25 protein-coding genes are annotated in these 25,906 nt (G+C 71.6%); 13 read left to right on the top strand and 12 right to left on the bottom strand.

The window, feature by feature from the left end; all coding sequences use genetic code 11:
• The first annotated feature begins 57 nt into the window (after nt 1-57).
• Entirely contained in the window at nt 58-678 is a 621-nt protein-coding gene (locus tag DXZ73_RS19505) for a TetR family transcriptional regulator (RefSeq protein WP_116212264.1), read from the top strand.
• Between the two features lie 7 nt (nt 679-685).
• Here DXZ73_RS19505 and DXZ73_RS19500 read toward each other — a convergent pair whose 3' ends face one another.
• Nucleotides 686-1,960, bottom strand: coding sequence for a M6 family metalloprotease domain-containing protein (locus tag DXZ73_RS19500; protein WP_240351414.1), 1,275 nt, complete (start codon nt 1,958-1,960; stop codon nt 686-688).
• A gap of 266 nt (nt 1,961-2,226) precedes the next feature.
• Between DXZ73_RS19500 and DXZ73_RS19495 the strand changes: the two genes are divergently transcribed.
• Together DXZ73_RS19495 and DXZ73_RS19490 are read left to right on the top strand one after the other, a co-directional pair.
• The gene (locus DXZ73_RS19495; RefSeq protein WP_116212263.1) at nt 2,227-2,868 is read left to right on the top strand and encodes a TetR/AcrR family transcriptional regulator; all 642 of its coding nucleotides are present in this window, start codon (nt 2,227-2,229) and stop codon (nt 2,866-2,868) included.
• A gap of 77 nt (nt 2,869-2,945) precedes the next feature.
• A complete protein-coding gene (locus DXZ73_RS19490; RefSeq protein WP_116212262.1) occupies nt 2,946-4,460 on the top strand; it encodes an MFS transporter in 1,515 nt (504 codons plus the stop codon).
• A gap of 67 nt (nt 4,461-4,527) precedes the next feature.
• On the opposite strand, the gene DXZ73_RS19485 is transcribed toward DXZ73_RS19490, so the two are convergent.
• Together DXZ73_RS19485 and DXZ73_RS19480 are read right to left on the bottom strand one after the other, a co-directional pair.
• Entirely contained in the window at nt 4,528-5,766 is a 1,239-nt protein-coding gene (locus DXZ73_RS19485) for an IS30 family transposase (protein ID WP_116212261.1), read from the bottom strand.
• A gap of 77 nt (nt 5,767-5,843) precedes the next feature.
• The gene (locus DXZ73_RS19480) at nt 5,844-6,275 is read right to left on the bottom strand and encodes a MarR family winged helix-turn-helix transcriptional regulator (protein WP_240351759.1); all 432 of its coding nucleotides are present in this window, start codon (nt 6,273-6,275) and stop codon (nt 5,844-5,846) included.
• Between the two features lie 225 nt (nt 6,276-6,500).
• Between DXZ73_RS19480 and DXZ73_RS19475 the strand changes: the two genes are divergently transcribed.
• Nucleotides 6,501-7,283 carry a dioxygenase family protein gene (locus tag DXZ73_RS19475; RefSeq protein WP_116212259.1) on the top strand — a complete coding sequence of 261 codons (783 nt, stop codon included), beginning with the start codon at nt 6,501-6,503 and terminating at the stop codon, nt 7,281-7,283.
• Between the two features lie 27 nt (nt 7,284-7,310).
• Here the strand turns inward: DXZ73_RS19475 and DXZ73_RS19470 are convergent, their stop codons facing one another.
• The gene (locus tag DXZ73_RS19470) at nt 7,311-7,748 is read right to left on the bottom strand and encodes a hypothetical protein (RefSeq protein ID WP_162890256.1); all 438 of its coding nucleotides are present in this window, start codon (nt 7,746-7,748) and stop codon (nt 7,311-7,313) included.
• Between the two features lie 495 nt (nt 7,749-8,243).
• Here DXZ73_RS19470 and DXZ73_RS19465 point away from each other — a divergent pair, with 495 nt between their 5' ends.
• Entirely contained in the window at nt 8,244-9,251 is a 1,008-nt protein-coding gene (locus DXZ73_RS19465; RefSeq protein WP_116212257.1) for a sigma-70 family RNA polymerase sigma factor, read from the top strand.
• 141 nt (nt 9,252-9,392) lie between these two features.
• Here the strand turns inward: DXZ73_RS19465 and DXZ73_RS19460 are convergent, their stop codons facing one another.
• Complete coding sequence (locus DXZ73_RS19460) at nt 9,393-10,745, bottom strand: transcriptional regulator (RefSeq protein WP_116215713.1); 1,353 nt, start codon at nt 10,743-10,745, stop codon at nt 9,393-9,395.
• A gap of 130 nt (nt 10,746-10,875) precedes the next feature.
• Between DXZ73_RS19460 and DXZ73_RS19455 the strand changes: the two genes are divergently transcribed.
• Both DXZ73_RS19455 and DXZ73_RS19450 read left to right on the top strand, forming a co-directional pair.
• Entirely contained in the window at nt 10,876-11,121 is a 246-nt protein-coding gene (locus DXZ73_RS19455) for a hypothetical protein (RefSeq protein WP_116212256.1), read from the top strand.
• Between the two features lie 208 nt (nt 11,122-11,329).
• Nucleotides 11,330-12,532 carry a methyltransferase domain-containing protein gene (locus DXZ73_RS19450; protein WP_205519188.1) on the top strand — a complete coding sequence of 401 codons (1,203 nt, stop codon included), beginning with the start codon at nt 11,330-11,332 and terminating at the stop codon, nt 12,530-12,532.
• A gap of 5 nt (nt 12,533-12,537) precedes the next feature.
• Here DXZ73_RS19450 and DXZ73_RS19445 read toward each other — a convergent pair whose 3' ends face one another.
• The 4 genes from DXZ73_RS19445 to DXZ73_RS19430 all read right to left on the bottom strand — a co-directional run bounded on the left by DXZ73_RS19445 (nt 12,538) and on the right by DXZ73_RS19430 (nt 17,912).
• On the bottom strand, nt 12,538-14,490 hold the full coding sequence (locus DXZ73_RS19445; RefSeq protein WP_116212255.1) for a PTS fructose transporter subunit IIABC: 1,953 nt from the start codon (nt 14,488-14,490) through the stop codon (nt 12,538-12,540).
• Nucleotides 14,491-14,562: 72 nt separating this feature from the next.
• The gene (gene pfkB / locus DXZ73_RS19440; RefSeq protein ID WP_116212254.1) at nt 14,563-15,513 is read right to left on the bottom strand and encodes a 1-phosphofructokinase; all 951 of its coding nucleotides are present in this window, start codon (nt 15,511-15,513) and stop codon (nt 14,563-14,565) included.
• On the bottom strand, nt 15,510-16,271 hold the full coding sequence (locus DXZ73_RS19435) for a DeoR/GlpR family DNA-binding transcription regulator (RefSeq protein ID WP_116212253.1): 762 nt from the start codon (nt 16,269-16,271) through the stop codon (nt 15,510-15,512). Before DXZ73_RS19435 ends, pfkB begins: the two co-directional genes overlap by 4 nt.
• 162 nt (nt 16,272-16,433) lie before the next feature.
• The gene (locus tag DXZ73_RS19430) at nt 16,434-17,912 is read right to left on the bottom strand and encodes an MFS transporter (RefSeq protein ID WP_116212252.1); all 1,479 of its coding nucleotides are present in this window, start codon (nt 17,910-17,912) and stop codon (nt 16,434-16,436) included.
• Between the two features lie 98 nt (nt 17,913-18,010).
• On the opposite strand from DXZ73_RS19430, the gene DXZ73_RS19425 reads away from it, so the two are divergent.
• The 5 genes from DXZ73_RS19425 to DXZ73_RS19405 all read left to right on the top strand — a co-directional run bounded on the left by DXZ73_RS19425 (nt 18,011) and on the right by DXZ73_RS19405 (nt 22,309).
• Nucleotides 18,011-18,982: a helix-turn-helix transcriptional regulator gene (locus tag DXZ73_RS19425; RefSeq protein WP_116212251.1), complete on the top strand. Its 972-nt coding sequence runs from the start codon at nt 18,011-18,013 to the stop codon at nt 18,980-18,982.
• Nucleotides 18,983-19,142: 160 nt separating this feature from the next.
• Nucleotides 19,143-19,571 (top strand): GntR family transcriptional regulator, encoded by a 429-nt coding sequence (locus tag DXZ73_RS19420; protein WP_116212250.1) that lies wholly within the window; start codon nt 19,143-19,145, stop codon nt 19,569-19,571.
• On the top strand, nt 19,568-20,491 hold the full coding sequence (locus DXZ73_RS19415) for an ABC transporter ATP-binding protein (protein ID WP_116212249.1): 924 nt from the start codon (nt 19,568-19,570) through the stop codon (nt 20,489-20,491). Before DXZ73_RS19420 ends, DXZ73_RS19415 begins: the two co-directional genes overlap by 4 nt.
• Nucleotides 20,488-21,462: an ABC transporter permease subunit gene (locus tag DXZ73_RS19410; RefSeq protein WP_116212248.1), complete on the top strand. Its 975-nt coding sequence runs from the start codon at nt 20,488-20,490 to the stop codon at nt 21,460-21,462. Before DXZ73_RS19415 ends, DXZ73_RS19410 begins: the two co-directional genes overlap by 4 nt.
• 88 nt (nt 21,463-21,550) lie before the next feature.
• Complete coding sequence (locus DXZ73_RS19405) at nt 21,551-22,309, top strand: class I SAM-dependent methyltransferase (RefSeq protein ID WP_116212247.1); 759 nt, start codon at nt 21,551-21,553, stop codon at nt 22,307-22,309.
• 20 nt (nt 22,310-22,329) lie between these two features.
• On the opposite strand, the gene DXZ73_RS19400 is transcribed toward DXZ73_RS19405, so the two are convergent.
• A complete protein-coding gene (locus DXZ73_RS19400) occupies nt 22,330-23,439 on the bottom strand; it encodes a P1 family peptidase (RefSeq protein WP_116212246.1) in 1,110 nt (369 codons plus the stop codon).
• Between the two features lie 12 nt (nt 23,440-23,451).
• On the bottom strand, nt 23,452-24,681 hold the full coding sequence (locus DXZ73_RS19395; protein ID WP_116212245.1) for a low temperature requirement protein A: 1,230 nt from the start codon (nt 24,679-24,681) through the stop codon (nt 23,452-23,454).
• A 196-nt stretch (nt 24,682-24,877) separates the two neighbouring features.
• Between DXZ73_RS19395 and DXZ73_RS19390 the strand changes: the two genes are divergently transcribed.
• Entirely contained in the window at nt 24,878-25,069 is a 192-nt protein-coding gene (locus tag DXZ73_RS19390; protein ID WP_116212244.1) for a hypothetical protein, read from the top strand.
• 25 nt (nt 25,070-25,094) lie between these two features.
• Here the strand turns inward: DXZ73_RS19390 and mscL are convergent, their stop codons facing one another.
• On the bottom strand, nt 25,095-25,571 hold the full coding sequence (gene mscL, locus DXZ73_RS19385; RefSeq protein WP_116212243.1) for a large conductance mechanosensitive channel protein MscL: 477 nt from the start codon (nt 25,569-25,571) through the stop codon (nt 25,095-25,097).
• Nucleotides 25,572-25,906: the final 335 nt, after the last annotated feature.

Genomic DNA, 25,906 nt, shown 5'->3' with positions numbered 1-25,906 from the left:
CTGAGTGGAGCGTACCGCGCCTGGCGTCATCCGGCAAACAGTTGTTAACTGAACTCCATGAGCAACACCCTCGGCGTCCGGCAGGCCCAGAAGCAGAAGACCCGGCAGGCCCTCCTGGAGGCGGGTCTCGGCCTGCTGGAGGAGCAGAGCCTGAGCAGCCTCGGGCTGCGCGAGGTCACCCGGGTCGTGGGGGTGGCACCCGCCGCCTTCTACCGGCACTTCCGGGACATCGCCGACCTCGGCGTGGCCCTGGTCGAGGAGTCGCTCGGCAGTCTGCACGTGATGATCCGCGCGGTCCTGAGCGAGCAGGCGGACGCCGAGGAGGTCATCGACCGCAGCGTGGAGGTGGTGGCCGCGCATGTGCGGCTGCACCCGGCGCACGTGCGGTTCGTCGCGCGCGAACGGCACGGCGGCGTACGGGCCGTGCGCGAGGCCATCGCGGCGGAGCTCGCCCGGTTCGGGGACGAGGTCGCGGAGGCGCTCGCCACGCAGGAGGTCTCCGACGGGTGGAGCGCCGAGGACGTGCGGATGCTCGCCGGGCTGTACGTCGACCACCTGGTGATGACCGCGTCCGCCTTCCTGGAGGCGGCCCCGGAGGAGGAGCGGCGCATCGCGGACACCGCGCGGCGGCAGTTGAGGCTCATCAGCCTGGGGCGCGGGCACTGGCGGGACGCCTGAGGGCCGGTCAGCGCCCGCCCACCGTCACGGCCACCCGCCATGTCCCGGATCCGCGTCCGCTCAGCACCTCGATGTCCACCCCCGCCGCCGAGCACCGCTGCCCGGCGACGTAAGGGGCGTCGCTCAGCGGGGCGTTGACGTTCAGGTCGCCGGCGTAGCAGCCGATGCTGCCCGGGGTGGCGTCGGAGGTGCGCACGGGGCCGGCGCCCGAGGCGATGTCCGTGGCGACCGTCGAGACGAGCACGCCGGAACGGCAGACCGTGTGGTCCAGGGGGCCCGGCGCGCGGACCTCCAGGGTGATCGCGCGGGTGCGGGAGAGCGGGACGACGGCCAGCTTGGGGCCGCCGGGGACCGAGGTGGGGGTCAGGGTCAGGACGCGCCGGCCGGGGCCCGTCAGGCAGTGCACCTGGTCGGGGGCCAGCCAGCCCAGCTTCCACTTGTGCCAGGCGAGGAAGTCGTTGGACGGCCCCCAGTCCTCGTCCATCGGGTCCCAGTGGCCCACGGGCGTCTTCACCCGGCCGCCGTCCTCGGCGCTCGTGTAGTAGAGGTCGGGCAGGCCGAAGCTGTGGCTGTTCTCGTGGTTGAGGACGCGGAACGGGCTGTCGCCGGTCTGCCGGCTCCAGATGAACGAGACGTTCTTGAAGGGGGTCCCGTCGTCGGTGGTGAGCCCGGTGGGGGCGCCCGCGAAGGTCACCGAGCGGACGTCCTGGGTGGCGGGCGGCCCGGCGCCCGGGGCGACCAGCACATTGATGAGGTCGAACTGCCGGAAGTCGACCGTCCGGTCGACGGCGGCGAGGATCTCCTTCGCGATCGCGTGGTAGCCGTTCTCGCTCCCGCTGTCGAAGGGCGCGCCGCGCGTGATGCCGTACGTGGCGTACGGGCGCGACATCCGGATCCAGCGCGGCACAGGCGTCGAGCGGTAGTCCAGCCGGCCGTACGAGCTGGCCCGGTAGAAGTCCGCGACCGCCGGGAAGAACTCGGCGTAGCGCTCCCAGGGGGTGATCCCGGCGGTCGCGTCGGGGAAGTCGACGAAGAGGGTGACGGCCCGGACCGTGCCGTGGGAGCGGGCGAAGCCGGACGGGGTGTGCGCGGACTCGGAGACGCTGTCGGTGACGCCGGGGAGCGCGCAGGGTCCGGACGGGCGGTCGGCGCCGCCCGCCGCGGCGGAGCGGGAGTCGGGCCCCGCGGTGACGACGGCACCGGCCGAGCCCTCCCGGGCGGGCAGCGGCACGGTGAGGGCGAGCGTGGTCAGCACCATGACCGCGATGGCCAGGGATCTCATGCCGGTGCACCTCCGGGGCGCGCGGCCCGCCGTCCGGCCGCTCTGTGATCACCCTGTGCCGCCGCGCGCCCGCGCGCTTCTCGGGCTGCGGCAGATGGGGGCACCGCGAATGTGACCGGGGTCACGCGAGAAGCGGAAACAACCGGGGATCGATTCCCCGTTTAAGCCTTCGTCCGACCGAAACGGGGAATCGCTCCCCGCTTGTGGTCCGGAACACAGAGCAGGCTCGTGGAGACGTGACAGCGGTCACAGAGAGGAGTGCCACAGTGGCCACCACCACCCAGCCCCGCCTCCGTGCGGACGCCCTGCGCAACCGGGAGCGGATCATCGCCGCCGCGCGCGAGGCGCTCGTCGAGCACGGCGACGAGAGCTCGCTCGATGAAATCGCTCGACGCGCCGGGGTCGGGAATGCCACGCTGTATCGGCACTTCGCGGACCGCTCCGAGCTGATCCGCCACGTCACCCTCTTCGTCCTCGGCCGCCTCGCGGACCGGGCGGAGTCCGCAAGAGCCGAGGAGCCCGATGCTTTCCACGCGCTGAGGCGCTTCGCCCACGCCGCCGCGGACGAGCGGGTCGGGGCGCTGTGCACGCTGTTCGCCGAGAGCATCGACCCGACGCACCCGGACCACGTCGTGGCCAGCGGCCGCCTCGACCGGGCGATCGAAGCGCTGATGGACGCGGCCCGCGCGTCGGGCCAGCTGCGCGACGACGTCGCCGTCGGGGATCTGATGATCGCCCTCGCCCAGCTGACCAGGCCTCTTCCGGGCAAGGGCTGCTCGACCTTCGACCAGTTCGTGCACCGGCACGTCCAGCTCTTCCTCGACGGGCTGATGAACCCCGCCCGTTCCGAACTCCCCGGCTCCGCGGCCACGTTGGAGGAACTGCGCCGCGAGCACTGCTCCGGGTGAGCCCCACAGACTTCGTGGCCGTCCTCGCGCCACGCCACTCGCCGTCCCGCACCACGCAACACTGAGGTAGGCAATCCATGCCACAGACAACCGCCCCCGACCCCAGGCGCTGGAAAGCGCTGATATTCATCGCCCTGGCCCAGCTGATGGTCGTCCTCGACGCGACCATCGTGAACATCGCGCTGCCCTCCGCCCAGGCCGACCTCGGCATCTCGGACGGCAACCGGCAGTGGGTCATCACGGCCTACGCGCTGGCCTTCGGCGGGCTCCTGCTCTTCGGCGGCCGGATCGCCGACCTGTGGGGCCGCAAGCGCACCTTCGTCATCGGTCTGATCGGCTTCGCCGTCGCCTCCGCGCTCGGCGGCGCCGCGATGAACACCGGCATGCTGCTGGGCGCCCGCGCCCTGCAGGGCGTCTTCGGCGCGCTGCTCGCGCCGGCCGCGCTGTCGCTGCTCGCCGTGACGTTCACCGAGGCGAAGGAGCGCGCCAAGGCGTTCGGCGTCTTCGGTGCCATCGCCGGTGCGGGTGGTGGCGTGGGCCTCATCCTCGGCGGCGTCTTCACCGAGTACCTCAACTGGCGCTGGACGTTCTTCGTGAACATCCCCTTCGCCGTCGTCGCCGCCGCCGGTGCGATCGCCGTGATCCACGAGCCCGCCGACAGCCGCAACCCCTCGAAGCTGGACATCCCCGGCGTCGTCCTGGCCACCCTCGGCCTGGTCTCGCTGGTCTACGGCTTCACCCGCGCCGAGTCCGACGGCTGGGCCGCCGGTGCCACCGTCGGCCTGTTCATCGCCGCCGCCGTGCTGCTGGCCTCCTTCCTGGTGGTCGAGTCCAAGGTGAAGTCGCCGCTGCTGCCGCTGCGCGTGCTCGCCGACCGCAACCGCGGTGGCGTCTACGCCTCGCTCGGCCTCGCGGCCATCGCGATGTTCGGCCTGTTCCTGTTCCTGACCTACTACATGCAGGTCGCGCTGGCCTACAGCCCGGTCAAGACCGGTCTCGCCTTCCTCCCGATGATCTTCACGATGATCCTCGGATCGACGCAGATCGGCGCGCGCCTGATGACCCGTGTGGCGCCGCGCTGGCTGATGGGCCCGGGCTTCCTGCTCGCGGGCATCGGCCTGCTCTGGCTCACCCGGATCGACCTGGGCACCTCGTACACCACGGGCATCCTGCCCGGCCTGCTGCTGATGGGCCTCGGCATGGGCACGGCCTTCATGCCCGCCATGAGCCTGGCCACGCACGGCATCCAGCCGCGCGACGCCGGTGTCGCCTCCGCGATGGTCAACACCTCGCAGCAGGTCGGCGGCGCCATCGGCACCGCGCTGCTCAACACCATCGCGGCCAGCGCCAGCACCGCGTACGCCAAGTCCCACCTGTCCGAGGCCGCCCGGGGCGCCGCGGGGCAGAAGCTGCTCGTCCTCCAGTCGAGCGTGCACGGCTACTCCGTGGCCATCTGGTGGGCGGTCGGCATCCTCGCCCTGTCCGCGGTGATCGCGTTCGTCGCGATCAACACGGGCCACCAGGGCGGGTCCGCCGCGCAGTCCGGTGACGACGAGTCCGCCGAGGACTTCGTCCCCGTGATGGCGCACTGACGCGAGCCGCGATACGCGAAGGCCCCCTGCCCCTCGGCGAATTCCAGGGGTCGTTGCAACACAGTGATCAACTGGCTGTGGCCAGAAGCTTAGCGAGACGCTCGGCTGGGGTTTCCCAGCCGAGCGTTTTGCGTGGGCGGCTGTTCAGTTCGATGGCTACGGCCTTGAGGTGCTCAGGGTCGTGGCCGGACAGGTCGGTGCCCTTGGGGAAGTACTGCCGTAGCAGGCCGTTCGTGTTCTCGTTCGAGCCGCGCTGCCAGGGGCTGCCGGGATCGCAGAAGTAGACGGGCATGTCTGTGGCGGTGCTGAACTGCTGGTGCAGGTGCATCTCGGAGCCCTGGTCCCAGGTGAGTGAGCGTCTGAGCTGGGCGGGCAGGGCTGAGACGGTGTGTATGAGCGCGTCGCGCATCTGGGCGGGCTGGCGGCCGTCGGGCAGGTGGACCAGGGCGACAAAGCGGCTGGACCGCTCGACCAGCGTCCCGATCGCGGACTTGTGCGCCTTGCCGATGATGAGGTCGCCCTCCCAGTGTCCGGGGACCGCCCGGTCGGCTGCCTCTGCCGGACGCTCGCTGATCATCACCATGCCTGTCGACATGCGCGGCTGGCGCTTGTGGGACTGGCGGTGCGGCCGACGTATGGCCCGTCCGGTGCGCAGAGCGCGGGTCAGCCCGCGCCGGAGTTCTCCGCGGCCCTGGACGTAGAGGGCCTGGTAGATCGTCTCGTGGGTCACGTGCATCTCCGGCTGGTCGGGGAAGCGTGCCCGCAGAGCCTGGCAGATCTGCTCAGGGCTCCACCGTGTCGACAGGTGGTCCTGGATGAAGTCCCGCAATTCCGGGTTCTGGCCGATCTTCCCGGGCTTCGGACGGGGCCGGCGGGCATCAGCACGGGCCTGTGCGGCGTGAGGCCGGTAGGCCCAGCCGGAGCCGCCCCTGTGCAGCGGTATGCCGTTGCGGCGTATCTCCCGGCTGATTGTTGAGGGGCTGCGGCCCAGCTCGGCCGCGATGGTCCGGATGGACGCCTTCTCCCGCCGCCGGTCAGCGATATGGATGCGCTCGGACTCCCGCAGATAGCGGCCAGGGCCTGCCGAAGACGGCTCCCGGTGGACCGGGGGACGCGCCTTCGACAAGCCCTTGTGAGCATGGCGGCCGTTGCGCCACACCTTGCCGGTCCGCGGGTTGATACCCACGATCCGGCACGCCTCTTTGTTGCTGTAGCCCTGCCGCATGAGCTGGAAGTATGCCGTCCGCTCAGCGATCAGCTTCTTCCGTCCCTGCGGCCTCCGGTCCTCCCGGATCTGATGGTCCATCGCAATCCCCTGAGCTGGGGTGTTGCAACGACCACTAGAACCTAAGCTCCGGGCAGGGGGCCTTCGTCGTACGCGGCTCAGCGCAGCCAGGGCAGATCCGCGCCCGTGGTCGGCTGGAGGCCGGCCGCGACGGTGCGGCAGATGTCGCCGAGCTGGACGACCTGCTCGGGCGTGAGCCGGTCGAAGACGGCGCCGCGGACCGCGGCCGCATGGCCCGGCGCGGACTTCTTCAGCATGTCGAAACCCTCGTCCGTGAGGACGGCCAGCTGGCCGCGCTTGTCGGAGGGGCACTCCTCCCGGCGGACCCAGCCGTTCTTCTCCAGGCGGGCGACGGCGTGCGAGAGGCGCGAACGCGTGATCTTGGCGCTCTGGGCGAGTTCGGTCATCCGCATCCGGCGGCGCGGTGCCTCGGAGAGCTGGACCAGCAGCCCGTAGTAGACGTGCGGCATCCCCGCGTCGCGCTGGAGCTGCCGGTCGAGATGGTCCTCCAGGAGCGTGGTGGCGTGCATGTACGCCCGCCAGGTGGCCTGCTCCTCCTCGCTGAGCCAGCGCGGCGGCCCGTCGTCCCGGCTCCGGGCCGTGCCGCCCTGTGTGTCCTTTACAGGTCGATCGGTCATGACATCCACTGTTTCACCCGCCGGCTTCCTCGGAGTCCCACTTCTTGAAGTTTAAATAAGACAGAACTAAACTGGAGTATCGCTTGAGAGTTCAAGCAATGTCTCCAGGAGGGCACCATGCAGGCAACCGGCGAGCGCATGCCCGCGCTCTACCTCTCCCATGGCGCACCGCCCCTCGCCGATGACGAACTCTGGCCCGGCCAGCTCGCCGCCTGGTCCGCCGGACTGCCGCGGCCGACCGCGATCCTCATGGTCTCGGCCCACTGGGAAGAGGCGCCGCTCGCCCTCGGCGCCACCACGACGGTGCCGCTCGTCTACGACTTCTGGGGCTTCCCCGAGCACTACTACACCGTGCGGTACGCCGCTCCGGGCGCGCCGGAGCTCGCCGACCGGGTGCGCAGGACGCTGCGGGGCGCCGGAACGCCCGTACAGGACATGCCGGACCGCGGGCTGGACCACGGGGCGTACGTCCCGCTGGTCGAGATGTTCCCCGAGGCGGACATCCCCGTGCTCCAGATCTCGCTGCCCACGCTCGACCCGCGGCGGCTGCTGGACATCGGGCGCAAGCTCGCGCCGCTGCGCGACGAAGGGGTGCTGATCGTCGGCAGCGGCTTCTTCACCCACAACCTGGCCGCGCTGCGGCACGCGGGATCGGGGCCGCCCGCCTGGTCGGCGGAGTTCGACGCGTGGGGGCGCGAGGCGCTGGAGGGGCAGGACGTCGACGCGCTGCTGGACTTCGAGAACAAGTCCCCGGCGGGCCGGCTGGCCCACCCGCGCACGGAGCACTTCGCACCGCTCTTCGTCACCCTGGGCGCGGCCGAGGGCGACCTCGACCGCCAGCGCACCGCGATCGACGGGTTCTGGATGGGGCTGGCGAAGAGGTCGGTGCAGTTCGGCTGAGCATGACCACCGGTCGGTGCCCGTGCCTCAGTGCTCGTGCCAGTAGAAGACGTAGTACGAGGCGAGGCCCATCCCCAGGCCCAGCAGCAGTCCGATCTCGATGGAGCGCAGCACCGAGTCCCCGCTGAGGCTGTAGAGGAAGCCCATGCTGACGCCGAAGAGGCTCCCGTACGCGATCGCGCGGACCTCTGTGATCATCTTCTTCCGCTCGCGGATCAGGACGTATCCGGCGCCCGCGGAGACCAGCGCGACGACGATCCCCATGAGCCAGGAACCGAGCGTCGAGTAGCCGTTCTGGCCCGACAGGAAGACCGCGTACAGGCCGAGCACGAAACCGCCGGTGGCCGGGACGGCCCAGGACAGGCGTGACGCGTGGCCCTCGCCCGGGAGGTGGGTGCCGCGGGCGACCGGGCCGGGGCCTTCGTGGCCCCGGTGGTGGCCGGGCATGATCGAGTGTGTCGGCATCGCGGGCTCCTCTCGCCTGTGCGTCACCCCCGTGTCGGCTCCGCGGCCGGCGGTGGCGCGCACCGCTCGCTTGTCCCACCAGGGCACACCCGCGTACGGGCGGCGGCAACTCGATCACGCCACGCCCCGGAATCCCGCCTTCCGGCCTTCTGGGTGTCCCGGGCGCGAGGGCGGGCAACCGTGGGCGCTTCCGGGTCGTCTTGAAGGGTGAGCGGGTGCCGGGGGCGTCAGGGCCGACGGCCGCGGACCACGCTTCCCGGCCGTCCAGGTGTCACCCTCCGTACCGCTCTGACCTGCGCTTCCCTGGGTCTTCGGAGCACTCTCCCGCGCTGTGGCCGGACAGGGTACTGCATGATCACAAAAAATAAGACGATCCATGGGAATTCTGTCCGGATTCCAGTCGTTCTTTCCTTCGGACGGGGCACCCCGTGAAAGGGTCCGCCCTCAAGGGGAGTCCCATCCGTCCCGCGACCGACTCATCGCAAGGGAGCACGCATGGCAACCCGTGCCGTCGCCCGTCGTCAGACCGCCGCAAAGGGCGCTGAAGGGGCACGCAGCGTTCGCGCCGCTGGCGGGGAAATCGCCGACCGCGACCTGGTCGGCATGTATCTCGAAGAGATCGCGCGTACGCCCCTGCTCGACGCCGCCAAGGAGGTCGAGCTGTCCCAGACCATCGAGGCCGGGGTCTACGCCCAGCAGCTCCTCGACGGCGCCGTCGACGCCGAGGGGGCCGGAGCGGCGGGTGCGGACCGCGTGGAGCTGGAGGCGATAGCCGCCGAGGGCGCCCGCGCCAAGGATGTCTTCATCAAGTCCAACCTCCGCCTCGTCGTCGCCGTCGCCCGCCGTTACCCCCGCAGCGGTCTTCCCCTGCTCGACCTCATCCAGGAAGGCAACGCCGGCCTGGTGCGCGCGGTCGAGAAGTTCGACTACGCCAAGGGGTTCAAGTTCTCCACGTATGCCACGTGGTGGATCCGTCAGGCGATCACCCGGTCCATCGCCGACCAGTCGCGCACGATCCGGCTGCCCGTCCACCTCGTGGAGGAGCTCGGCCGGATCCGCCGCGTCCAGCGCGAGTTCAACCGGGAGAACGGCCGCGATCCCGAGCCCGCCGAGATCGCCGCCGAGCTGGACACCACCCCGGCCCGCGTCAGCGACGTGCTCGACTGGGCCCGCGACCCGGTCAGCCTGAACATGTCCGTGGACGACGAGGGCGAGACCCAGTTCGGAGACCTCCTGGAGGACACCTCCGCCGTCTCGCCCGAGCAGTCCGTGATCGCCCTGCTCCGCAGCGAGGAGCTGGAGGACCTCATCGGCCGCCTCGACCAGCGCACCGCCTCGATCATCAAGGCGCGCTACGGCATCGAGGACGGCCGCGAGCGCACCCTGACCGAGGTCGGCAAGCAGCACGGCCTCACGCGTGAGCGCATCCGGCAGATCGAGAAGCACGCCCTGCTGGAGCTGAAGAAGATGGCTCACGACACGGGTTTCGACGCGGCGGCGTAAAAGGGCATAACCTCATAGACCGGGCCCCGGCGCCACCCCCCCTGCGCCGGGGCCCTTCTCTTTGCCCTCTGCCCGTACGGGCACGGTGGACTCGCGGCTCGCTCGGACAGCTCCTCGTCGTGGGGGTGCAGGGCGTAACCCTCAGGCCGCCTGGAGGACCCGGGCCCGCTCGTTGAAGTCGGCCACAAGGGGGTGCTTGCCGAAGGGGATCATGCGCCGCTGCAGATCCTGGACGGCTTCCACGCTGCGGGACGACTTCACCCGGCGGGCGAGATCGAGCGTGTGGACTCCCGCGGCGTGGGCGGCTTCGAGGTCCCGGCGTTGCAAGTGGGTGACGGCGAGGGCGGCTTGGGACATGGCTCCGCGGCGGGCCCGGTTCTGCTTGCGGGCGTGTGTGATCGATGCGCGGGCGTGCTCCTCGGCGTGATCCGGCTGGTCGATGTCCCGGAAGGCGTTGGCCCACTCGCCGCCGAGGTATGCGGGGTCGATGAACTTGGCCCACTCGGGCTCGTTGGCCGTGTCGACTTTGGCGAAGCTCTGTTCTGCCTGGTTGATGGCTTGCACGGTGGCCTTCTTGTCGCCGAGGACGGCGTGCGCCCTGGCTTCAAGCGTCCAGAGGTCGGCGAGGCAAGCGGGGGAGCTGGTACGGATGAGCCCCTGGCGGCCGGCTTGGGCGAGGCGCTTGCCTTCATCCGGGTGGCCGAGCAGCGTCGCTTGGTCCGCCATGCCTGCGAGCACGTGAGCACCGAGTGCCGGATCCTTGGACTCCTCGGCCAGGCGGAGTGCCTGGATCAAGTATCGCTGTGCTGTGCCGTGTTCGCCGGAGTCGAAGGCCATCCAGCCGAGAAGGTAGGTCTGTTCGGCAGCGGCCGAGCACAGCGCGTGCCGTACTTCCTCGGTGTGAGCGCGCCGCAGCAGCGGGTAGACGTGCTGGTTCATGTAGGCGGTGAGCGCAAGCCGACCGCTCCCGCCTCCCTGGAAGATGTCCATTTCCTGGAACGCGCCGAACATGTTCTTCACGGCCGTCACGTCTTCGAGCCGGACTTGCCGCCCCGGTTCGGGCTGCTGATCAAGGGTGTTGAGGAGCCAGTCACGAGACGGCCCTACTGCTGCGACCGCCGCGAAGGGTGCCCCCGCGAGGAAACTCCGCCTGTCCACGTCCGCTCTCCCTAGCTCGGTGACAGCTTCGACCGTCACAGCCCACGATGAGCTGTAGACGAGCGCCCGGTCAATGTCCGGCGACTCGCCCAACCCGAGGTCGTAGGTCGTGACCCGGTACCCGAAGCGCGCCGAGAAAAGGTCGGCGAGGATGGCCGGCACGGGGTGCCGGGGCACCTCCCCCAGGGTCACCCAGCGCCGGACGCTGGACGTGTCGGAGGAGACATGGGGGTGTCCCCACTCCGCCGCGCGGGACCGAACCCGACGGGCGAGTTCGCCCTTCGACCACCCCGAACGACTGATCCAGTCGGCGAGCTTCGTGTTCGAATTCTTCACTGCGACCATCCAGAAGATCGACAGGTGTGGTGGATTCACCACGGTTCACCACCACTCCGGAAGCTACCCGCTGAAGGGCTCCGGTTGTTGGCTGTGTGTGCGACAGGAAGCGAATGCGGAGGCTGACTATATGGGCAGCGGACGGTACGCGGTGGACACCCGGACGAACAGGCTCGGGGAGCGCATGGGCAGTGAAGGCCCGTACGTACAGCTGCGACCGGTCGGCGGCGGCAGGGAATGGGACTGCCCGTCGGGCAAGCTGCGTGAGCCCACGGAGGCCGAGTTGAAGAAGGCGGCGGTCCTGGACACCCCGGTGGGTGGGCGGAAGCCGCGGCTCAATGAGCCCCCGCCCGGTCATACGCCCTCGTTCCCGTGAAGCGGAGACGGCCAGGCGGGTTGCACGATCCATCGAACCAACTGCGAAGGAGTGAACCATGGGAAATCGTGGCGGAGGTTCCGGTGACGGACAGGGCGGAAGCCGGCAGGACGACAGCAACAGCGGTGCCAAGCACGGTGGCGGCTCGGACGAGGGTGGCAACACGTCCGACGGATCCGGCCCCGCGACGGGTGAGTAGGCGGCGCACGTGACCACACGCAAGGAGGAGGCGGGCCCCGCGGGGCTCGCCTCTGCGCTCGTGGAAGCGGGCGCGCTGACTTCCGACTGGCTGCCGGCGTTCCAGGCAGTCCCCCGCGAGCTGTTCGTGCCCGACCGCATCTGGCCGGGCATCGCGGACGGCACCCGGCAGACGGCGCTGGTCGACCGCGCCAGGGACCCGGAAGCATGGTTCCGGGCGGTCTATTCCGACGTGCCGCTCACGACGCAGTGGGACGACGGACGGCACACCGGGGACGGGCTGGGGACCACTCCGACGAGCTCCAGTTCCATGCCGCGCATGGCCTTCTCCATGCTCGCCGACCTGGACGTACAAGAAGGCCACCGCGTCCTTGAGATCGGTACGGGCACCGGTTGGAACGCGGGTCTTCTCGCGCACCGGATCGGCGGCGCGAACGTGCTCAGCGTCGAGTACGACGCGGACGTGTCGAAGGCCGCCCTGCGGAACCTTCGGGCCGCCGGCCTGGCACCTCTGCTGCTCGTGGGGGACGGACGCCCGGGCCACGCCGAGAGCGCCCCGTTCGACCGGATCATCGCCACGTGCTCGGTCGGGGAAGTGCCTCGCGCGTGGATCGAGCAGACCCGTCCCGGAGGGGTCGTCGTCGCGCCGTGGGGGACCGACTACGGCGGCGAGTGCGTCGTGCGCCTGGTCGTCGGCGGGGACCGCACGGCGAGTGGTCCCTTCACCCGCTCCAGTGCCTTCATGCGCCTGCGGCAGCAGCGCACGGAACGCCCGCCGTTCGACGCCTACTTCAGGGGTCGGGAGTGGCCCGCGGACGGCGTCAGGAGCGTGACCACGCCGGCCCCCGCCGACATCGGAGGATGGCTCGAACAGTTCGTGATCGGGCTGCACGTGCCCGGGGCGTTCTGGCGCGCCGAGCGGTACGACGACGGCACGTACACGCTGTGGACGTACAGCACCGATACCGAGTCGTGGGCTTCGGCCGACTACGAACCAGGGGCGAGTGAGTACGCCGTGGTCCAGTCCGGCCCGCGCCGGCTGTGGGACGAGACGGAAGCCGCCTTCCGGTGGTGGGAGGAGCACGACCGCCCCGGCTTCGACCGCTTCGGGCTCACCGTGGACGGCGCCGGGGAACGGGCCTGGCTCGACTCCCCGGACAACCCGGTACCCCGCCGGAACCCCGGAGGCGGCCCGGGGATCCGGCGGCGGTGATCGCGTCAGGCGGCGACCGGGATCTCTTCCTGCGCCACCGGCTGTGGCGTCGGCCTGTTGAGGCCCTTCAGGAGGACGACCGAGGCCGCCGTGACCGCCGTGCCCGCCGCGATCGCGACGAGGTAGAGGAGCGGGGCCCCGATCAGCGGGATCACGAAGGCGCCGCCGTGCGGGGCGCGGAGCGTGCAGCCGAAGGCCATCGAGAGGGCGCCGGTCACCGCGCCGCCCGCCATCGCGGAGGGGATCACCCGCAGCGGGTCCGCCGCCGCGAACGGGATCGCGCCCTCGGTGATGAACGACGCGCCCAGCACCCAGGCCGCCTTGCCGTTCTCGCGCTCGGCCTTGGTGAAGAGCCGGCCGCGCACGGTCGTGGCCAGCGCCATCGCCAGCGGCGGGACCATGCCCGCCGCCATCACCGCGGCCATCACCTTGAGGCTGCCCTCGTTGGGGTCGGCGAGGCCGCCGACGGCGAAGGCGTACGCGCACTTGTTGAGCGGCCCGCCGAGGTCGAAGCACATCATCAGGCCGAGGACGACGCCGAGGACGACCGCGTTGGCGCCGGACAGGCCGCTCAGCCAGTCGGTGAGCGCCTTCTGGAGCGAGGCGACCGGCTTGCCGACCACCAGGAACATCAGGAAGCCGACCACCGCCGACGAGATCAGCGGGATCACCACCACCGGCATGATGCCGCGCAACACGGGCGGTATGCGCACCCGTTGCACGGCCGTCACCACTCCGCCCGCGAGCAGACCGGCGATCAGGCCGCCGAGGAAGCCCGCGTTGACGGTCAGCGCGATCGAGCCGCCGACGAACCCGGGTACGAGTCCGGGGCGGTCGGCCATGCCGTAGGCGATATACCCCGCCAGCACCGGCACGAGGAAGGCGAACGCGGCGCCGCCCGTCTGGAAGAACAGCGCGGCCCAGCTCGCCGACTCCGTCCAGACGAAGTGCTCGGCGACGGAGGGCGCCTTGTTGATCTGGTACCCGCCGACGGCGAAGGCGAGCGCGATGAGGAGGCCGCCCGCGGCGACGAACGGAACCATGTAGCTGACGCCGGTCATCAGCCAGGCGCGCAGCCGGGTGACGAAGCCGTCGCCCGTCCCGGCCGCCGTGTCCATGGGGGCCTGTGCGGCCGCCGCCGGGGCGAGCGCGGCCTTCTCCCGCAGTTCGGCGATCAGTTCGGCGGGCCGGTTGATGCCCGCCTTCACGCCGACGTCGACGCTGGGCTTCCCCGCGAAGCGGTCCCGGTCCCGTACCTCGACGTCGTGCGCGAGGATCACGCCGTCCGCCGCGGCGATCGCCTTCGGGTCCAGCTTGGTGAAACCGGCCGACCCCTGGGTCTCGACGGCGAGTTCGACACCGGCGGTGCGCGCGGCCTGCTCCAGGGCCTCGGCGGCCATATAGGTGTGGGCGATGCCGGTGGGGCAGGAGGTGACGGCGACGATGCGGAAGGGGGTGGACATCCGGGACGAGGGCTCGGGTGCCTCGGGCTCGGGACGCGCGACCTCCTCCGGCGTCACGTCACCCCGTACCAGCGCCGCCGCGGCCTCCGCGTCCGCGACCGCGCGCAGCGCGTCCGTGAACGCCGGGTCCATCAGCTGCCGGGCGAGGCTCGACAGGATCGTCAGGTGGTCGCTGTCCGCGCCCGCGGGGGCCGCGATGAGGAAGATCAGGTCCGCCGGGCCGTCCGGGGCGCCGAAGTCGATCCGGCCGGCGGACCGGCCGAAGGCGAGCGTCGGCTCGGTGACGTGCGCGCTGCGGCAGTGGGGGATGCCGATGCCGCCGTCGAGACCGGTCGGCATCTGCGCCTCGCGCGCGGCGACATCGGCGAGGAAGCCGTCGAGGTCGGTGACGCGGCCGAGGGCCAGCATGCGTTCGGCGAGGGAACGCGCCGCCGCTTCCTTGGTGTCGGCGGACAGGCCGAGGTCGACCAGTTCCGCGGTGATCAGCTCACTCATCGCGGGCTCCTTTGCTCGCGGTCACGCGCTGCGGACGCTGTGGGGGAGGGGGTGGGGAAGGGTTCGGCGGAGTCACGTCGTCGGCTCCGTCAGGGGGCGGGAGAGGGGGATCTCCGACGTCACCGTCACCGCCGTCGGATCCAGATCCGACGGCGCCGGCATCGCGCTGCCCGGCAGTTGGACCGCCGCCGCGCCGTGGGCCAGGGCGGAGGCGAGGGCCGCGGGGCCGAAGCCGCCCGCCGTGAGGAAGCCCGCGAGGGAGGCGTCGCCCGCGCCGACGTTGCTGCGGACGGCGGCCACGCGCGCGGTGCCGAAGTACGTGCCGGAGTCGTCGACGAGCAGCTGGCCGTCCGCGCCGAGGCTGGCCAGGACGGCCCGGGCGCCCGCGGCCCGCAGCTCCCGCGCCGCCTCGACGACGTCGCCGACCGTGGTCAGCGGCCGGCCGGTCGCCTGGGCGAGCTCCTCGGCGTTGGGCTTGACGACGTCGGGGCGCATCCGCAGCGCGGCGGTCAGGGCCGGGCCCGAGGTGTCGAGGGCGATCCGCGCCCCGGCGGTGTGCGCGCGGGACACCAACTCCCCGTACCACTCGGGCGCGAGCCCGCGCGGGAGACTGCCGCAGCAGGCCGTCCAGTCGGCTCCGGCGGACCGAGTCTCCACGGTCGCGAGCAGTGACTCGGCCTCGTCGGGGGTGAGTTCGGGGCCCGGGGCGTTCACCTTGGTGAGGGTGCCGTCGGGTTCCGCGACGGAGATGTTGACGCGGGTCGAGCCGCTCCGTACGGGCAGGCCCGCGGATTCGATGCCGTGGTCGGTGAGCAGCCGCAGCAGCAGCTCGCCCTCCGGACCGCCCACCGGCAGGACGGCGACGGTGCGGTGCCCGGCGGCGGCCACGGCGCGGGAGACGTTGACGCCCTTGCCGCCGGGGTCGACGCGGTCGGTGGCGGCGCGCAGGACGGCGCCGCGCTCCAGCCGCGGTATCTCGTACGTCCGGTCCAGGCTGGGGTTGGGGGTGACGGTGAGGATCATGCGCGGACCACCGCCGGACCCGCTTCCTCGATTGCCCGCGCGTCGTCGTCGGCGAGCCCCGCGTCGGTGATCAGCAGGTCCACCGCGGAGAGGTCGGCGAAGCGGGCGAAGTGCCGCTGCCCGTACTTGCCGGAGTCCGCGAGGAGCACGACCCGGCGGGCGGCCGCGGCCGCGGCCCGCTTGACGGCCGCCTCGGCCAGGTCGGGGGTGGTGAGCCCGCCGTCGAGGGAGAAGCCGTTGGTCGCGAGGAAGGCGACGTCGGCGTGGATCTCGCCGTACGCGCGCAGGGCCCAGGCGTCGACCGCGGCCCGCGTGCGGTGCCGTACGCGCCCGCCGATCAGGTGCAGCGCGATGCCTGGGTGGTCGGCGAGGCGCGCGGCGACCGGCAGGGCGTGGGTGACGACGGTGAGCGTGGACTCCAGCGGCAGCAGCGCGGCGAGGCGCGCGGCGGTCGTGCCCGCGTCGATGATCACGCTGCCGTCGGCGGGCAGTTCGGCGAGCGCGGCGCGGGCGATGGCGTCCTTCTCGCCGGCGGCCGTGGCCTCGCGCTCGGCGAGGTCCGGCTCGAAGTCGAGCCGCCCGGCGGGGATGGCACCCCCGTGCACCCGGCGGACGAGCCCGGCCCGGTCGAGCGCCTTGAGGTCGCGCCGCACGGTCTCGGCGGTGACCTGGAACTCCTCGGCGAGCGAGGGGACGTCCACGCGCCCGGTCTCACGGGCGATCCGCAAGATCTCTTGCTGCCGCTCCGGTGCGTACATGTTTTGTGTCCGTTCGATGCCCGGGTCTGTGGTTGTCGGGCACGTTACCGCGAGTAGAGCGGAAAAGTAAACGGAAGCGGGCGTGAAGTGGGCGCACACGGAAAAACGCCGGGCGGGCTGGAAGATCCAGCCCGCCCGGCGTCCGAAGACGTGTGCCGATGCCTACGCGGTCACCAGCTCCGGCTCGGAGGCAGGCGCGCCCTCGGCGGACCGCTGTCTGCGCGGCAGCAGGAACATCAGGCCGAACACGAGCACCAGCCCGCCCGCGACCCACCACATGGAGTGGACGAACGCCTCCCCGAAGATGTCCGACACCGCCCGCGTGCGCGGATCCGCGTCGTCCACCACCCCGAAGAACGCCACCGAGACCAGGCCGAGCCCGATCGCGTTGCCCAGCTGCTGCGTCGTGTTGATCAGCCCGGACGCGGAACCGGCGTGGTCGCGCGGCACCTCCGAGAGCACCGCGTCGGTGATCGGGGCGACGATCAGGCCCATGCCCGCGCCCATCACGACCAGCGGCAGCGCCATCTGCCAGGACTTGATGCCGGCGCCGTAGCGGTCGGCCTCCCAGATGTACGTGAGCACGCCCGCCGCCATCACCAGCGCGCCCGCCTGGAGCACCTTGCGCCCGAACCGCGGCACCAGCTTCTGCACGGACATGCCCGCCGCGGCGGAGACGGCCAGCGAGAACGGGACGCCCGTCAGACCCGCGCGCAGCGCCGACCAGCCGAGGCCGATCTGCATGTACAGCGTCCAGACCAGGAAGAAGATGCCGGAGGTCAGACCGAAGGTCAGCTGCACGCCGATGCCCGCCGCGAAGCTCTTGACCTTGAACAGCGACAGCTCGACCAGCGGCGCGCCGTCCTTGGCGGACTTGTGGCGCTCGTACAGGACGAAGGCCGCGAACACCGGCGCCGAGAGCGCCATCGAGACGAAGCCCCACACCGGCCAGTCGTGCTCCCTGCCCTGCGTCAGCGGGTAGAGCAGCATCAGCAGCCCGGCGCTGGCCAGGGCCACGCCGACGAGGTCGAGCTTCAGCGCACGCGGAGCCTTGGACTCGATGATGAAGCGGCGGCCGAGGAGCAGACCTGCGATGCCGACCGGGAGGTTGATCAGGAAGATCGGGCGCCACTCCAGGCCGAAGAGGTTCCACTGGGTGAGCAGCGCGCCCAGCAGCGGGCCGGATACCGCGCCGAGGCCGACGATCGCGCCGAACATCCCGAAGACCTTGCCGCGCTCGTGGGCGGGGAAGGTGACGTGGATGATCGACAGCACCTGGGGCACCATCATCGCGGCCATCAGGCCCTGGAGCACCCGGGCGGCGACCAGCAGCTGCGGGTCGCTGACGATGCCGCACAGCATCGAGGCGAGCGTGAAGCCGCCCATGCCCAGCAGGAACATCCTCTTGCGGCCGTAGATGTCACCCAGCCGTCCGCCCGTGATCAGGCCGATCGCGAAGGCCAGCGCGTATCCCTCGCTGAGCCACTGCAGAACGCTGAACGAGGCGCCGATGTCCCGCTGGATGCTCGGCATCGCGATGTTGACGATGGTGACATCGACCAGGTCCATGAAGGACGCGGTCATCACGACCGCGAGCGCCAGCCAGCGGCGGCGGTCTGCAGGTGGTGAGTCGGTGGACATCAAGAGAAGCCCTTTCCTGGGTGAGCGGGGGGAACGCCTCCGACGTTAGAGGGCATGTAGGACAGAATGTGTCCCACTTCGCTGGCAGGCTGGGTGACATGACCGACACCCCGGCACGGCTGCTGACCCTGCTCTCCCTGCTCCAGACCCCGCGCGAGTGGCCGGGCAGCGAGCTCGCCGAGCGGCTCGGTGTCACCCCGCGCACGATCCGGCGGGACATCGAGCGGCTGCGCGACCTCGGCTACCCCGTGCAGGCCACGATGGGCGCGGTCGGCGGGTACCGGCTGGCCGCGGGGGCCGCGATGCCGCCGCTCGTCCTCGACGACGAGGAGGCCGTCGCCATCGCGGTGGGCCTGCGCGCGGGCGCGGGCCACGCCGTCGACGGCATCGAGGAGGCGTCGGTGCGGGCCCTCGCCAAGCTGGAGCAGGTGCTGCCGTCCCGGCTGCGGCACCGCGTGGCCACGCTCCAGGCCGCGACCGTCCCGCTGACCTGGGGCGACTCGGGGACTGTCGATCCGCGGACGCTGACCGTCATGGCCGCGGCCGCCACCGGCCACGAACGGCTGCGGTTCGCCTACCGCACCGGCGACGGCACACAGACCCAGCGGCTGGTCGAGCCGCACCGGCTGGTGAGCACGGGGCGCCGCTGGTACCTGGTGGCGTACGACATCGACCGCGACGACTGGCGTACGTTCCGGGTGGACCGGGTCAGCGAGCCGTTCGCCACGGGCGCGCGCTTCACCCCGCGCGAGCTGCCGGCGGCGGACGCGGCGGAGTTCATGAGCCGCTCCATGACGCGCCTCCAGCCCACGTACCGCGTGGTGGCCACCCTGCACGCCCCCGCGTCCTTCGTCGCCGCGCGCTTCCCCGGCGCGCTCGGCACGCCCGAGCCGCTCGACGACGACCGGTGCCGGCTGGACTTCACGACGGCGGACTCCCTGGAGTGGGTGGCCTTCCGGCTGGCCCTGATCGACTGCGAATTCGAGGCGCACGAGCCGGGCGAACTCGTGGCGCACCTGGCCGAGCTGGGCGCCCGCATCTCGCGGGCGGCCGGGTCGGCGCCGCGCTGAGCAGGCGTTCTCCCGGCCGTACCGACGCAGCGCCACGGGCCCCGTGCCACCTGTCCTCCAGGTGGCACGGGGCTTCGCCGTACGGGCGCGGCGGGATTTGACGGGGTCGGCTCCCGCTCCGCATCATTCCACTAAGACGTTAGTGAAACGAGGGTGCGGAATGATCGTGTTCCGGATAGATCGGCGCAGTGGCGTCGCCACCTATCTGCAACTCGCGCACCAGGTCAGACAGGCCCTCCGGCTGGGCGTCCTGGAGTCGGGGGACCGGCTGCCCACGGCCAGGGAAGTGGTCGCGGCCACCGCGATCAACCCCAACACCGTGCTGCGGGCCTACCGGGAGCTGGAGCGCGAGGGGCTCGTCGAGCCACGGCCCGGACAGGGCACGTTCGTCCGCCGCTCGCTGTCCCGGCCCGCGGCCGCGGCGGACTCACCGCTGCGCGCGGAGTTCACCGACTGGGTGGCACGGGCCCGCGACGCCGGGCTGGAGCGGGAGGACATCGCGGCTCTCACCGACGCCGCCCTCGACGAACGCTTTCCCGCACCACCCCCGTCCCACCGATCACCGCAGTCCATGGAGGAAGACACGTGACCGACCCGATCGCCTCTACGGCCCTTCGGGCGACGCGGCTCGGCCGTAGGTTCCGCAGCGGATGGGCGCTGCGCGACTGCGACTTCGACCTGCCCGCAGGCCGGATCACCGCGCTCGTCGGCCCCAACGGAGCCGGCAAGAGCACGCTGTTCCACCTCGCCACCGGTCTCCTGCGGCCCACCACCGGCGAGATCAGCGTCTTCGGCGCCGACCCGGTGACCGCCGAGGCCCGCGACCGCACGGCCTTCCTCGCCCAGGACAAGCCGCTCTACCCCCGCTTCACCGTCGACGAGACCCTCCGCTTCGGCCGCGAGCTCAACCGGGACTGGGACCAGGCCACCGCCGAACGCATCGTCCGCGCCGGGAACATCTCCCTCGACGCCCGCGTCGGCACGCTCTCCCCGGGCCAGTGCACCCGTATCTCCCTCGCCCTCGCCTTCGGCAAGCGGCCCGGCCTGCTGCTCCTCGACGAACCCCTCGCCGACCTCGACCCGCTCGTGCGCATCGAGGCCATGGGGCTGGTCATGGCCGAGGTCGCCGAGCGCGGCATCACCGTCGTGCTGTCCTCGCACGTCCTGTCCGAGCTGGAGAACGTCTGCGACCACGTGCTGCTCCTCAAGCACGGCGGCGTACGCCTCCAGGGCGACGCCCAGCAGCTGTGCGACGACCACCTCCTGCTCACCGGCCGCGCCGACGGCTCGCGCGAGAACGGTCTGCCGCCCGGGCTGGACGGCGCCACCGTCGTGGAATCGACCGTCACCGGCCGCCAGGTCACCGCCCTCCTCCGTACGGACGGCCACCCCGTCGGCGCCTCCGCCGACGACCGGTGGGTCACCGAAATCCCCTCCCTGGAAGATCTGTTGCTCGCCTATCTCCGCTCCGCCCCCGCCGGTACCGCCACCACGGAGGCCGCCGCGTGAAAGGCGCCCTCTGGCTGGCCTGGCGCCAGCAGCGCACCCTGATCCTGGTCGGCGCGGTGGTCCTCGTCGCCTGCGCGGCGTGGGTCGCGTTCCAGCGCGCGGACATGACGGCCTTCATCAGTGACCACCGCATCCCGCACTGCGCGGGCTGGGACGCCGACGAGTGCTCGGGTCTCGACATCGAGCAGGCGCAACGTCTGCTGGACGACAACGTCGGCGCCCTCCGCGCGCTCGGCACCCTCAGTGCCGCGCTGCCCGTGCTCATCGGCGTCTTCTGGGGCGCGCCCTTGCTCGGGCGCGAGCTGGAGAGCGGCACCTGGAAGCTGGCCCTCACCCAGGGCGTCAGTATCCGCCGCTGGTTCGCCACCCGCTTCACGCTGGCCGCCGTGTGCGCGGTCGTCGGCTCGACGGTCCTCGCCGCCCTCGTCGCGTGGTGGTGGTCGCCGATCTCCAACATGCTGAACGGCCTCTACTGGCACGACGGCTACATCTTCAACGCCACCGGACCCGCCGCGATCGCCTGCGCCCTCTTCGGCCTCGCGGCGGGCACGGCGGCCGGGCTGCTGCTGCGCCGCACGCTGGCCGCGATGGGTGCCGTGCTCGCCTTCGTCGTCGGCGTGCGGATCCTGCTCAACACCTTCCGCTCCGACTGGATCTCGCCCATCGCCCTGACCAGCCGGGGCAGCGCGCCGCGGCCGTACATCGGCACCGGCTGGTCGACCGGGGAGTTCGGCTTCATCGACGCCACCGGCCACAAGGACGCCATCGCCGACGCCTGCCCATGGGGCCCCGGCCTGCCCGACCTGAAGACGTGCATGGCTCAGAAGGGCTACGTCGGCCGCTATCAGAAGGTCTATCCCAGCAGCGACTTCTGGGTCCTCCAGTGGATCGAGACCGCGGTCTTCCTGGGGCTGGCCGCCGCTCTGATCGCGCTGATCTGCGTCGTCCTGCGCCGCCGCGCCGTCCTCTGAGGGCCGGCCTCACGCACGCAACTCACATCCGCATACGTAACCGCATACGCATACGTCGGAGGTCCCTTCCGTGACGTCGTCCAAAGCCATGCTCAAAAACCGCAGCAACCTCACCCACAAGGTCCGTTACGCGGTGACCAACCCGGCGCGCATCGCGCCGTATCTGAAGCGCACGGCCCGCGACAGCTGGCTCCGGCTGAAGCACCCGGACCACGTCGACTACTACCGCGCGGTCATGGCCTCCGACACCGCGCGCAACCCCGAGGCGGCCGTCGGCAGCCGCAGCCACGACCGCTGGCTGGCGCTCGGCGAGATGCAGTTCGACTACCTCATGGAGCACGGGCTCGCCCCGCACCACCGCATGCTCGACATCGGCTGCGGCAACCTCCGCGCGGGCAGGCTCTTCATCGACCACCTCGACGCCGGCCACTACTACGGCATCGACATCTCGCCCGACATCCTCATATCGGCCAAGGAGACCCTCACGACCTACGGTCTCCAGGAGAAGCTGCCCCACCTCACCATCACCCAGAACCTCACCCTCGACTTCCTCCCCGACGCCCACTTCGACGTGGTGCACGCCCACAGCGTCTTCTCGCACTCGCCGATCGAGGTCATCGACGAATGCCTCGCGCACGTCGGGCGGGTGCTCGCGCCCGGCGGCTTCTTCGACTTCACCTTCGACCGCACGGAGGGCGCGGAGCACCAGGTGCTGCGGGAGGACTTCTACTACCGCACGCAGACGCTGATCGCGCTGGCCGAGAAGCACGGGCTGCGCGGCCGGTTCATGGAGGACTGGGAGAAGCGGCCGCACGGCCAGTCGAAGATCAGGGTGAGCGCGGGCTAGGCCCGGGGCCCGGGCCCGCCTCAGCCGCCGTACAGGTCGCGGTACGAGGGGAACACCCCGCCCGGGCCGTCCACCCCCTCCGCCGCGAGCACCGCCTTCACCACCGAGCGGGTCAGCACGTCCGCCCCCGCCGCCAGGAGCTCGTTGAGCGCGCCCGCCGCCGGCAGGACCGTGCTGCCGAACAACTCCTCCCCGGACAGCGGGCGCTCCCCGGTCGCCAGCGCGAACACCGTGTCCCCGTCGCTCAGCAGATGCACGGGCCGCACCGCGCGGGCCAGACCGTCGTGAGCCGTGCCCGCGAGCTTCTGGGCCTGGGCACGGGTCAGCGCGGCATCGGTCGCGACGACGGCGAGCGTCGTGTTGAGCGGCGGCCGCACGGAGGAAGCCGCACGCTTCGCGGACTCCTGCCGCGCGGCCGCCAGCGCCTCCTGGGCGGCACGGTGCCGCTCGGGCGCCGGGACGTCGACCAGCCCCTGCGCCAACTGCCCGTACAGCGCACCCGTCGTGGGCTCGACCACCGAGCCCGCCGCGTTGACGACGGCCAGCGCCGCGACCGTCGTGCCCGACGGCAGGACGACGCTCGCCGTCCCGACGCCACCCTTCACGCCCCCGGCCACCGCGCCCGTACCGGCGCCGACCGTGCCCTGCTCCACGGGCGCCCCCACCTCCGTACGCGCCGCCGCCTCGGCCGCGAGCCTGCCGAGCGCGGCATCGGGGCGGGCCCGCCAGTCGCCACCGCGGCCGAGGTCGAACAGGGCGGCGGCCGGGACGACGGGCACGACCTGCGCCGGGTCGGGACCGACCCGGAAGCCGCGGCCCGCCTCCTCCAGCCAGGCCATCACGCCCGAGGCGGCATCGAGGCCGAAGGCGCTGCCGCCCGACAGCACGATCGCCTCGACGTGCTGCACCAGGTTCCGCGGGTCGAGGGCGTCGGTCTCCCGCGTCCCCGGCCCGCCGCCCCGTACGTCGACGGCGGCGATCGCGCCCCCCGCGGCGGTCAGCACCACCGTGGTGCCGGTCAGGGCGCCGTCCCCGACGCGCTGCGCGTGCCCGACGCGCAGTCCGGGCACATCGGTCAGGGCGTCGAGGAGGCCGGGGGAGGGGTGCTGTGCGGTATGGGCATCAGTCATGGCCCATGCGTATCACTTCCCTTCGGCTGTGTCTGTGGCCTCTGCCGCCGCCGCGTCCGCCGCCGCCCGCCGCGAGGTCAGGGTCACCCCCACCGCGACCGTGGCCGTCGCCACCGCACCGGCCAGCAGGACCGCGGCACGCCCCGCGAACGTGCAGGCCAGCACGAGCACGGCCGACACCGGCAGGACCAACTGCTGCGCCAGGCCCCGCTTGTGGTGCCGGGAGTGGATCAGCCACACCGAGAACATGAACAGTGCCGTGGCCACGGTGACCGCGCCCGACGCCGCGAACGTCGAGATGTGCGCCTTGCCGACGGCCTCCTCGATCGCCACCTCGATCCCCGCCCCGATGGCCGCCGCCGAGCCGAAGACGAGGTAGTGGCCGTAACCCCACAGAAAAGCCTGACGGTTGGAGGCCAGGTGGAGATGGATGGGCACCGCGAAATAGATCCAGTACGCCGCGAAGATGATCAGCAGCCCGCCGCCCGCGATCGGCAGCAGCGTGCCCAGCGCCTCGTGCTCGTCCACCGCCGACTGGACGGCGACCGTGGCCGCCGACACGGTCTCGCCCAGCACGATGATGGTGAACAGGCCGTACCGCTCCGCGATGTGGTGCGGATGCCAGCCCGTCGTCTGCCGGTGCTCGGCGATCGCGGGCACCGACATCTCCGCGACCGCCATGACCAGGAAGAGCCACGGTTTGGCGTGCTGGGGCAGGAACAGCAGCCCCAGCCAGCCGACCTGACACAGGCTCACCCCCACCGCGTACAGCAGCGCCGTCCGCCGCTCCTCGCCCGTACAGGAGTGCGCGGCCCGCAGCCACTGGGTGACCAGCGCCAGCCGCATCACCAGATAGCCGAACCAGACCACCGTGAACTCGCTGTGCTCGAAGGCCCGGGGGATGCCCGCCGCCAGGATCAGCACCCCGGCCATCTGGACCAGCGTCACCACGCGGTACAGCACGTCGTCCGTGTCGTACGCGGAGGAGAACCAGCTGAAGTTGACCCACGCCCACCAGATCGCGAAGAACATCATCAGGTAGCCGAGGAGGCCGGTGCCCTGATGGCCCTCGGCGAGCGCGTGCACCAGTTGTCGGCCGGCCTGAGCCACCGCGACGACGAAGCACAGGTCGAAGAACAGCTCCAGCGGTGTGGCCGTGCGGTGCGCCTCGTCGCGGCCGCGGGCGGCCATCCGGCGCAGCACGTGACCACTGCCGTGAGGGACGGGGGAGGGCTCGCTCATGGTCTGAGGGAGCGCCCTTCGGGTGCACCTTCAGATGCCGGACGGGCCGGGGCGTGGCGCTCGGGGCGTGGGTCCGGCGCCGGCAGGGCATATGTGGGCAGCGTCACATCGCTCATGCGGCGATTGTCGCCGCTGCCACAGCCGTGCGCGCGGCGGAGGCGCCGTGGGCCGGGCGGCCCGACCGTACCCTTGACGCATGAGCACCGCCCCCGAACCCGCCGCCGAGCCCACCCCGCCGCGTCGGCCCGCCGCGCTGATCTTCGACGACCCGCTGTCGCAGCAGTCCTCGGACGACACGGACCGCGGCTGGGGCGAGCGGCCGGCCGGTGGCGACAGCGCCGCCGACCTGGCCCGCTTCCTGGACGAGAAGCCTCCCCACCACATCTGAGCCCCGCCGCGGGCCCGCCGTGCGGTCAGCGCTGGGCCGGGACCGTCTCCGGCTCCGGGCCGCGGCGCTGCTCGATCAGCGCGTCGCGGATCTGCTCCAGCAGCTCGATCTCGGTCACCTTGGCCGACGGCTCCGCGGGCTTCCTGGCCGCCTGGCGGTCCTGCCAGCGCTTCATCGGCAGCAGCATCAGGAAGTAGACGACCGCGGCGGTGATGACGAAGGTCAGCGTCGCGCTGAGCACCGTGCCCCACTGGATGTAGACACCGGCGGTCACCTCGCCCGCGGAGTTCCTCGAGCAGGGTCCCTTGAGGCAGGCCGCGTAGTTGCCCAGGTCCTTGGTGCCGAAGGCGCCGACGACCGGGTTGATCACGCCCTTGACCACCGAGTTGACGATGTTGGTGAACGCCGCACCGATGACAACGGCGACCGCGAGGTCTATGACGTTGCCCCGCATCAGGAATGCCTTGAAGCCACCAAGGACACCTGTTTTCTTCTCGCTCACCGAGCAGCCTCTCTGTATCTGCGCCTGCACTGTCTCCGTCTGTGCCGGAATGGCAGGTTCCGTAACCTCCGGACGATTTTGCCAGGTCTGGGCGGTCTGTCGGGACGATCATGCGAAGCGGTAGTGCGCGAGTGTCGGCAGGCACAGTGTCACCGCCCCGGCGGCAGTGACGACCGCCACGGCGGCCAGCCGTCGTCGTCGCCGGGTCGTCCGCCATGGCCCGCACCACCTTCTCCCCACCCGGACCGGTGCGAATTGCGGGAGGCCGCGGGTGGGTGGGGGCGTGCGGGGGCATGGGGGCGGGGTGTCGGAGAGCGGGTGCGCCGTGGGGGAGG

It is taken from the genome of Streptoverticillium olivoreticuli subsp. olivoreticuli (assembly GCF_003391135.1).
GTDB classification, from domain to species: domain Bacteria; phylum Actinomycetota; class Actinomycetes; order Streptomycetales; family Streptomycetaceae; genus Streptomyces; species Streptomyces blastmyceticus.
This window is presented reverse-complemented; position numbering and strand designations above follow the sequence as displayed.

Excerpts from the sequence above, each read along its gene's own strand:
- DXZ73_RS19505 (WP_116212264.1), top strand. The coding sequence starts at position 58 with ATGAGCAACACCCTCGGCGTCCGGCAGGCCCAGAAGCAGAAGACCCGG.
- DXZ73_RS19500 (WP_240351414.1), bottom strand. The coding sequence starts at position 1,960 with ATGAGATCCCTGGCCATCGCGGTCATGGTGCTGACCACGCTCGCCCTC.
- DXZ73_RS19490 (WP_116212262.1), top strand. The coding sequence starts at position 2,946 with ATGCCACAGACAACCGCCCCCGACCCCAGGCGCTGGAAAGCGCTGATA.
- DXZ73_RS19485 (WP_116212261.1), bottom strand. The coding sequence starts at position 5,766 with ATGGACCATCAGATCCGGGAGGACCGGAGGCCGCAGGGACGGAAGAAG.
- DXZ73_RS19480 (WP_240351759.1), bottom strand. The coding sequence starts at position 6,275 with ATGCACGCCACCACGCTCCTGGAGGACCATCTCGACCGGCAGCTCCAG.
- DXZ73_RS19475 (WP_116212259.1), top strand. The coding sequence starts at position 6,501 with ATGCAGGCAACCGGCGAGCGCATGCCCGCGCTCTACCTCTCCCATGGC.
- DXZ73_RS19470 (WP_162890256.1), bottom strand. The coding sequence starts at position 7,748 with ATGCCGACACACTCGATCATGCCCGGCCACCACCGGGGCCACGAAGGC.
- DXZ73_RS19465 (WP_116212257.1), top strand. The coding sequence starts at position 8,244 with ATGGCAACCCGTGCCGTCGCCCGTCGTCAGACCGCCGCAAAGGGCGCT.
- DXZ73_RS19455 (WP_116212256.1), top strand. The coding sequence starts at position 10,876 with ATGGGCAGCGGACGGTACGCGGTGGACACCCGGACGAACAGGCTCGGG.
- DXZ73_RS19445 (WP_116212255.1), bottom strand. The coding sequence starts at position 14,490 with ATGAGTGAGCTGATCACCGCGGAACTGGTCGACCTCGGCCTGTCCGCC.
- pfkB (WP_116212254.1), bottom strand. The coding sequence starts at position 15,513 with ATGATCCTCACCGTCACCCCCAACCCCAGCCTGGACCGGACGTACGAG.
- DXZ73_RS19435 (WP_116212253.1), bottom strand. The coding sequence starts at position 16,271 with ATGTACGCACCGGAGCGGCAGCAAGAGATCTTGCGGATCGCCCGTGAG.
- DXZ73_RS19430 (WP_116212252.1), bottom strand. The coding sequence starts at position 17,912 with ATGTCCACCGACTCACCACCTGCAGACCGCCGCCGCTGGCTGGCGCTC.
- DXZ73_RS19425 (WP_116212251.1), top strand. The coding sequence starts at position 18,011 with ATGACCGACACCCCGGCACGGCTGCTGACCCTGCTCTCCCTGCTCCAG.
- DXZ73_RS19420 (WP_116212250.1), top strand. The coding sequence starts at position 19,143 with ATGATCGTGTTCCGGATAGATCGGCGCAGTGGCGTCGCCACCTATCTG.
- DXZ73_RS19405 (WP_116212247.1), top strand. The coding sequence starts at position 21,551 with ATGCTCAAAAACCGCAGCAACCTCACCCACAAGGTCCGTTACGCGGTG.
- DXZ73_RS19400 (WP_116212246.1), bottom strand. The coding sequence starts at position 23,439 with ATGACTGATGCCCATACCGCACAGCACCCCTCCCCCGGCCTCCTCGAC.
- DXZ73_RS19395 (WP_116212245.1), bottom strand. The coding sequence starts at position 24,681 with ATGAGCGAGCCCTCCCCCGTCCCTCACGGCAGTGGTCACGTGCTGCGC.
- DXZ73_RS19390 (WP_116212244.1), top strand. The coding sequence starts at position 24,878 with ATGAGCACCGCCCCCGAACCCGCCGCCGAGCCCACCCCGCCGCGTCGG.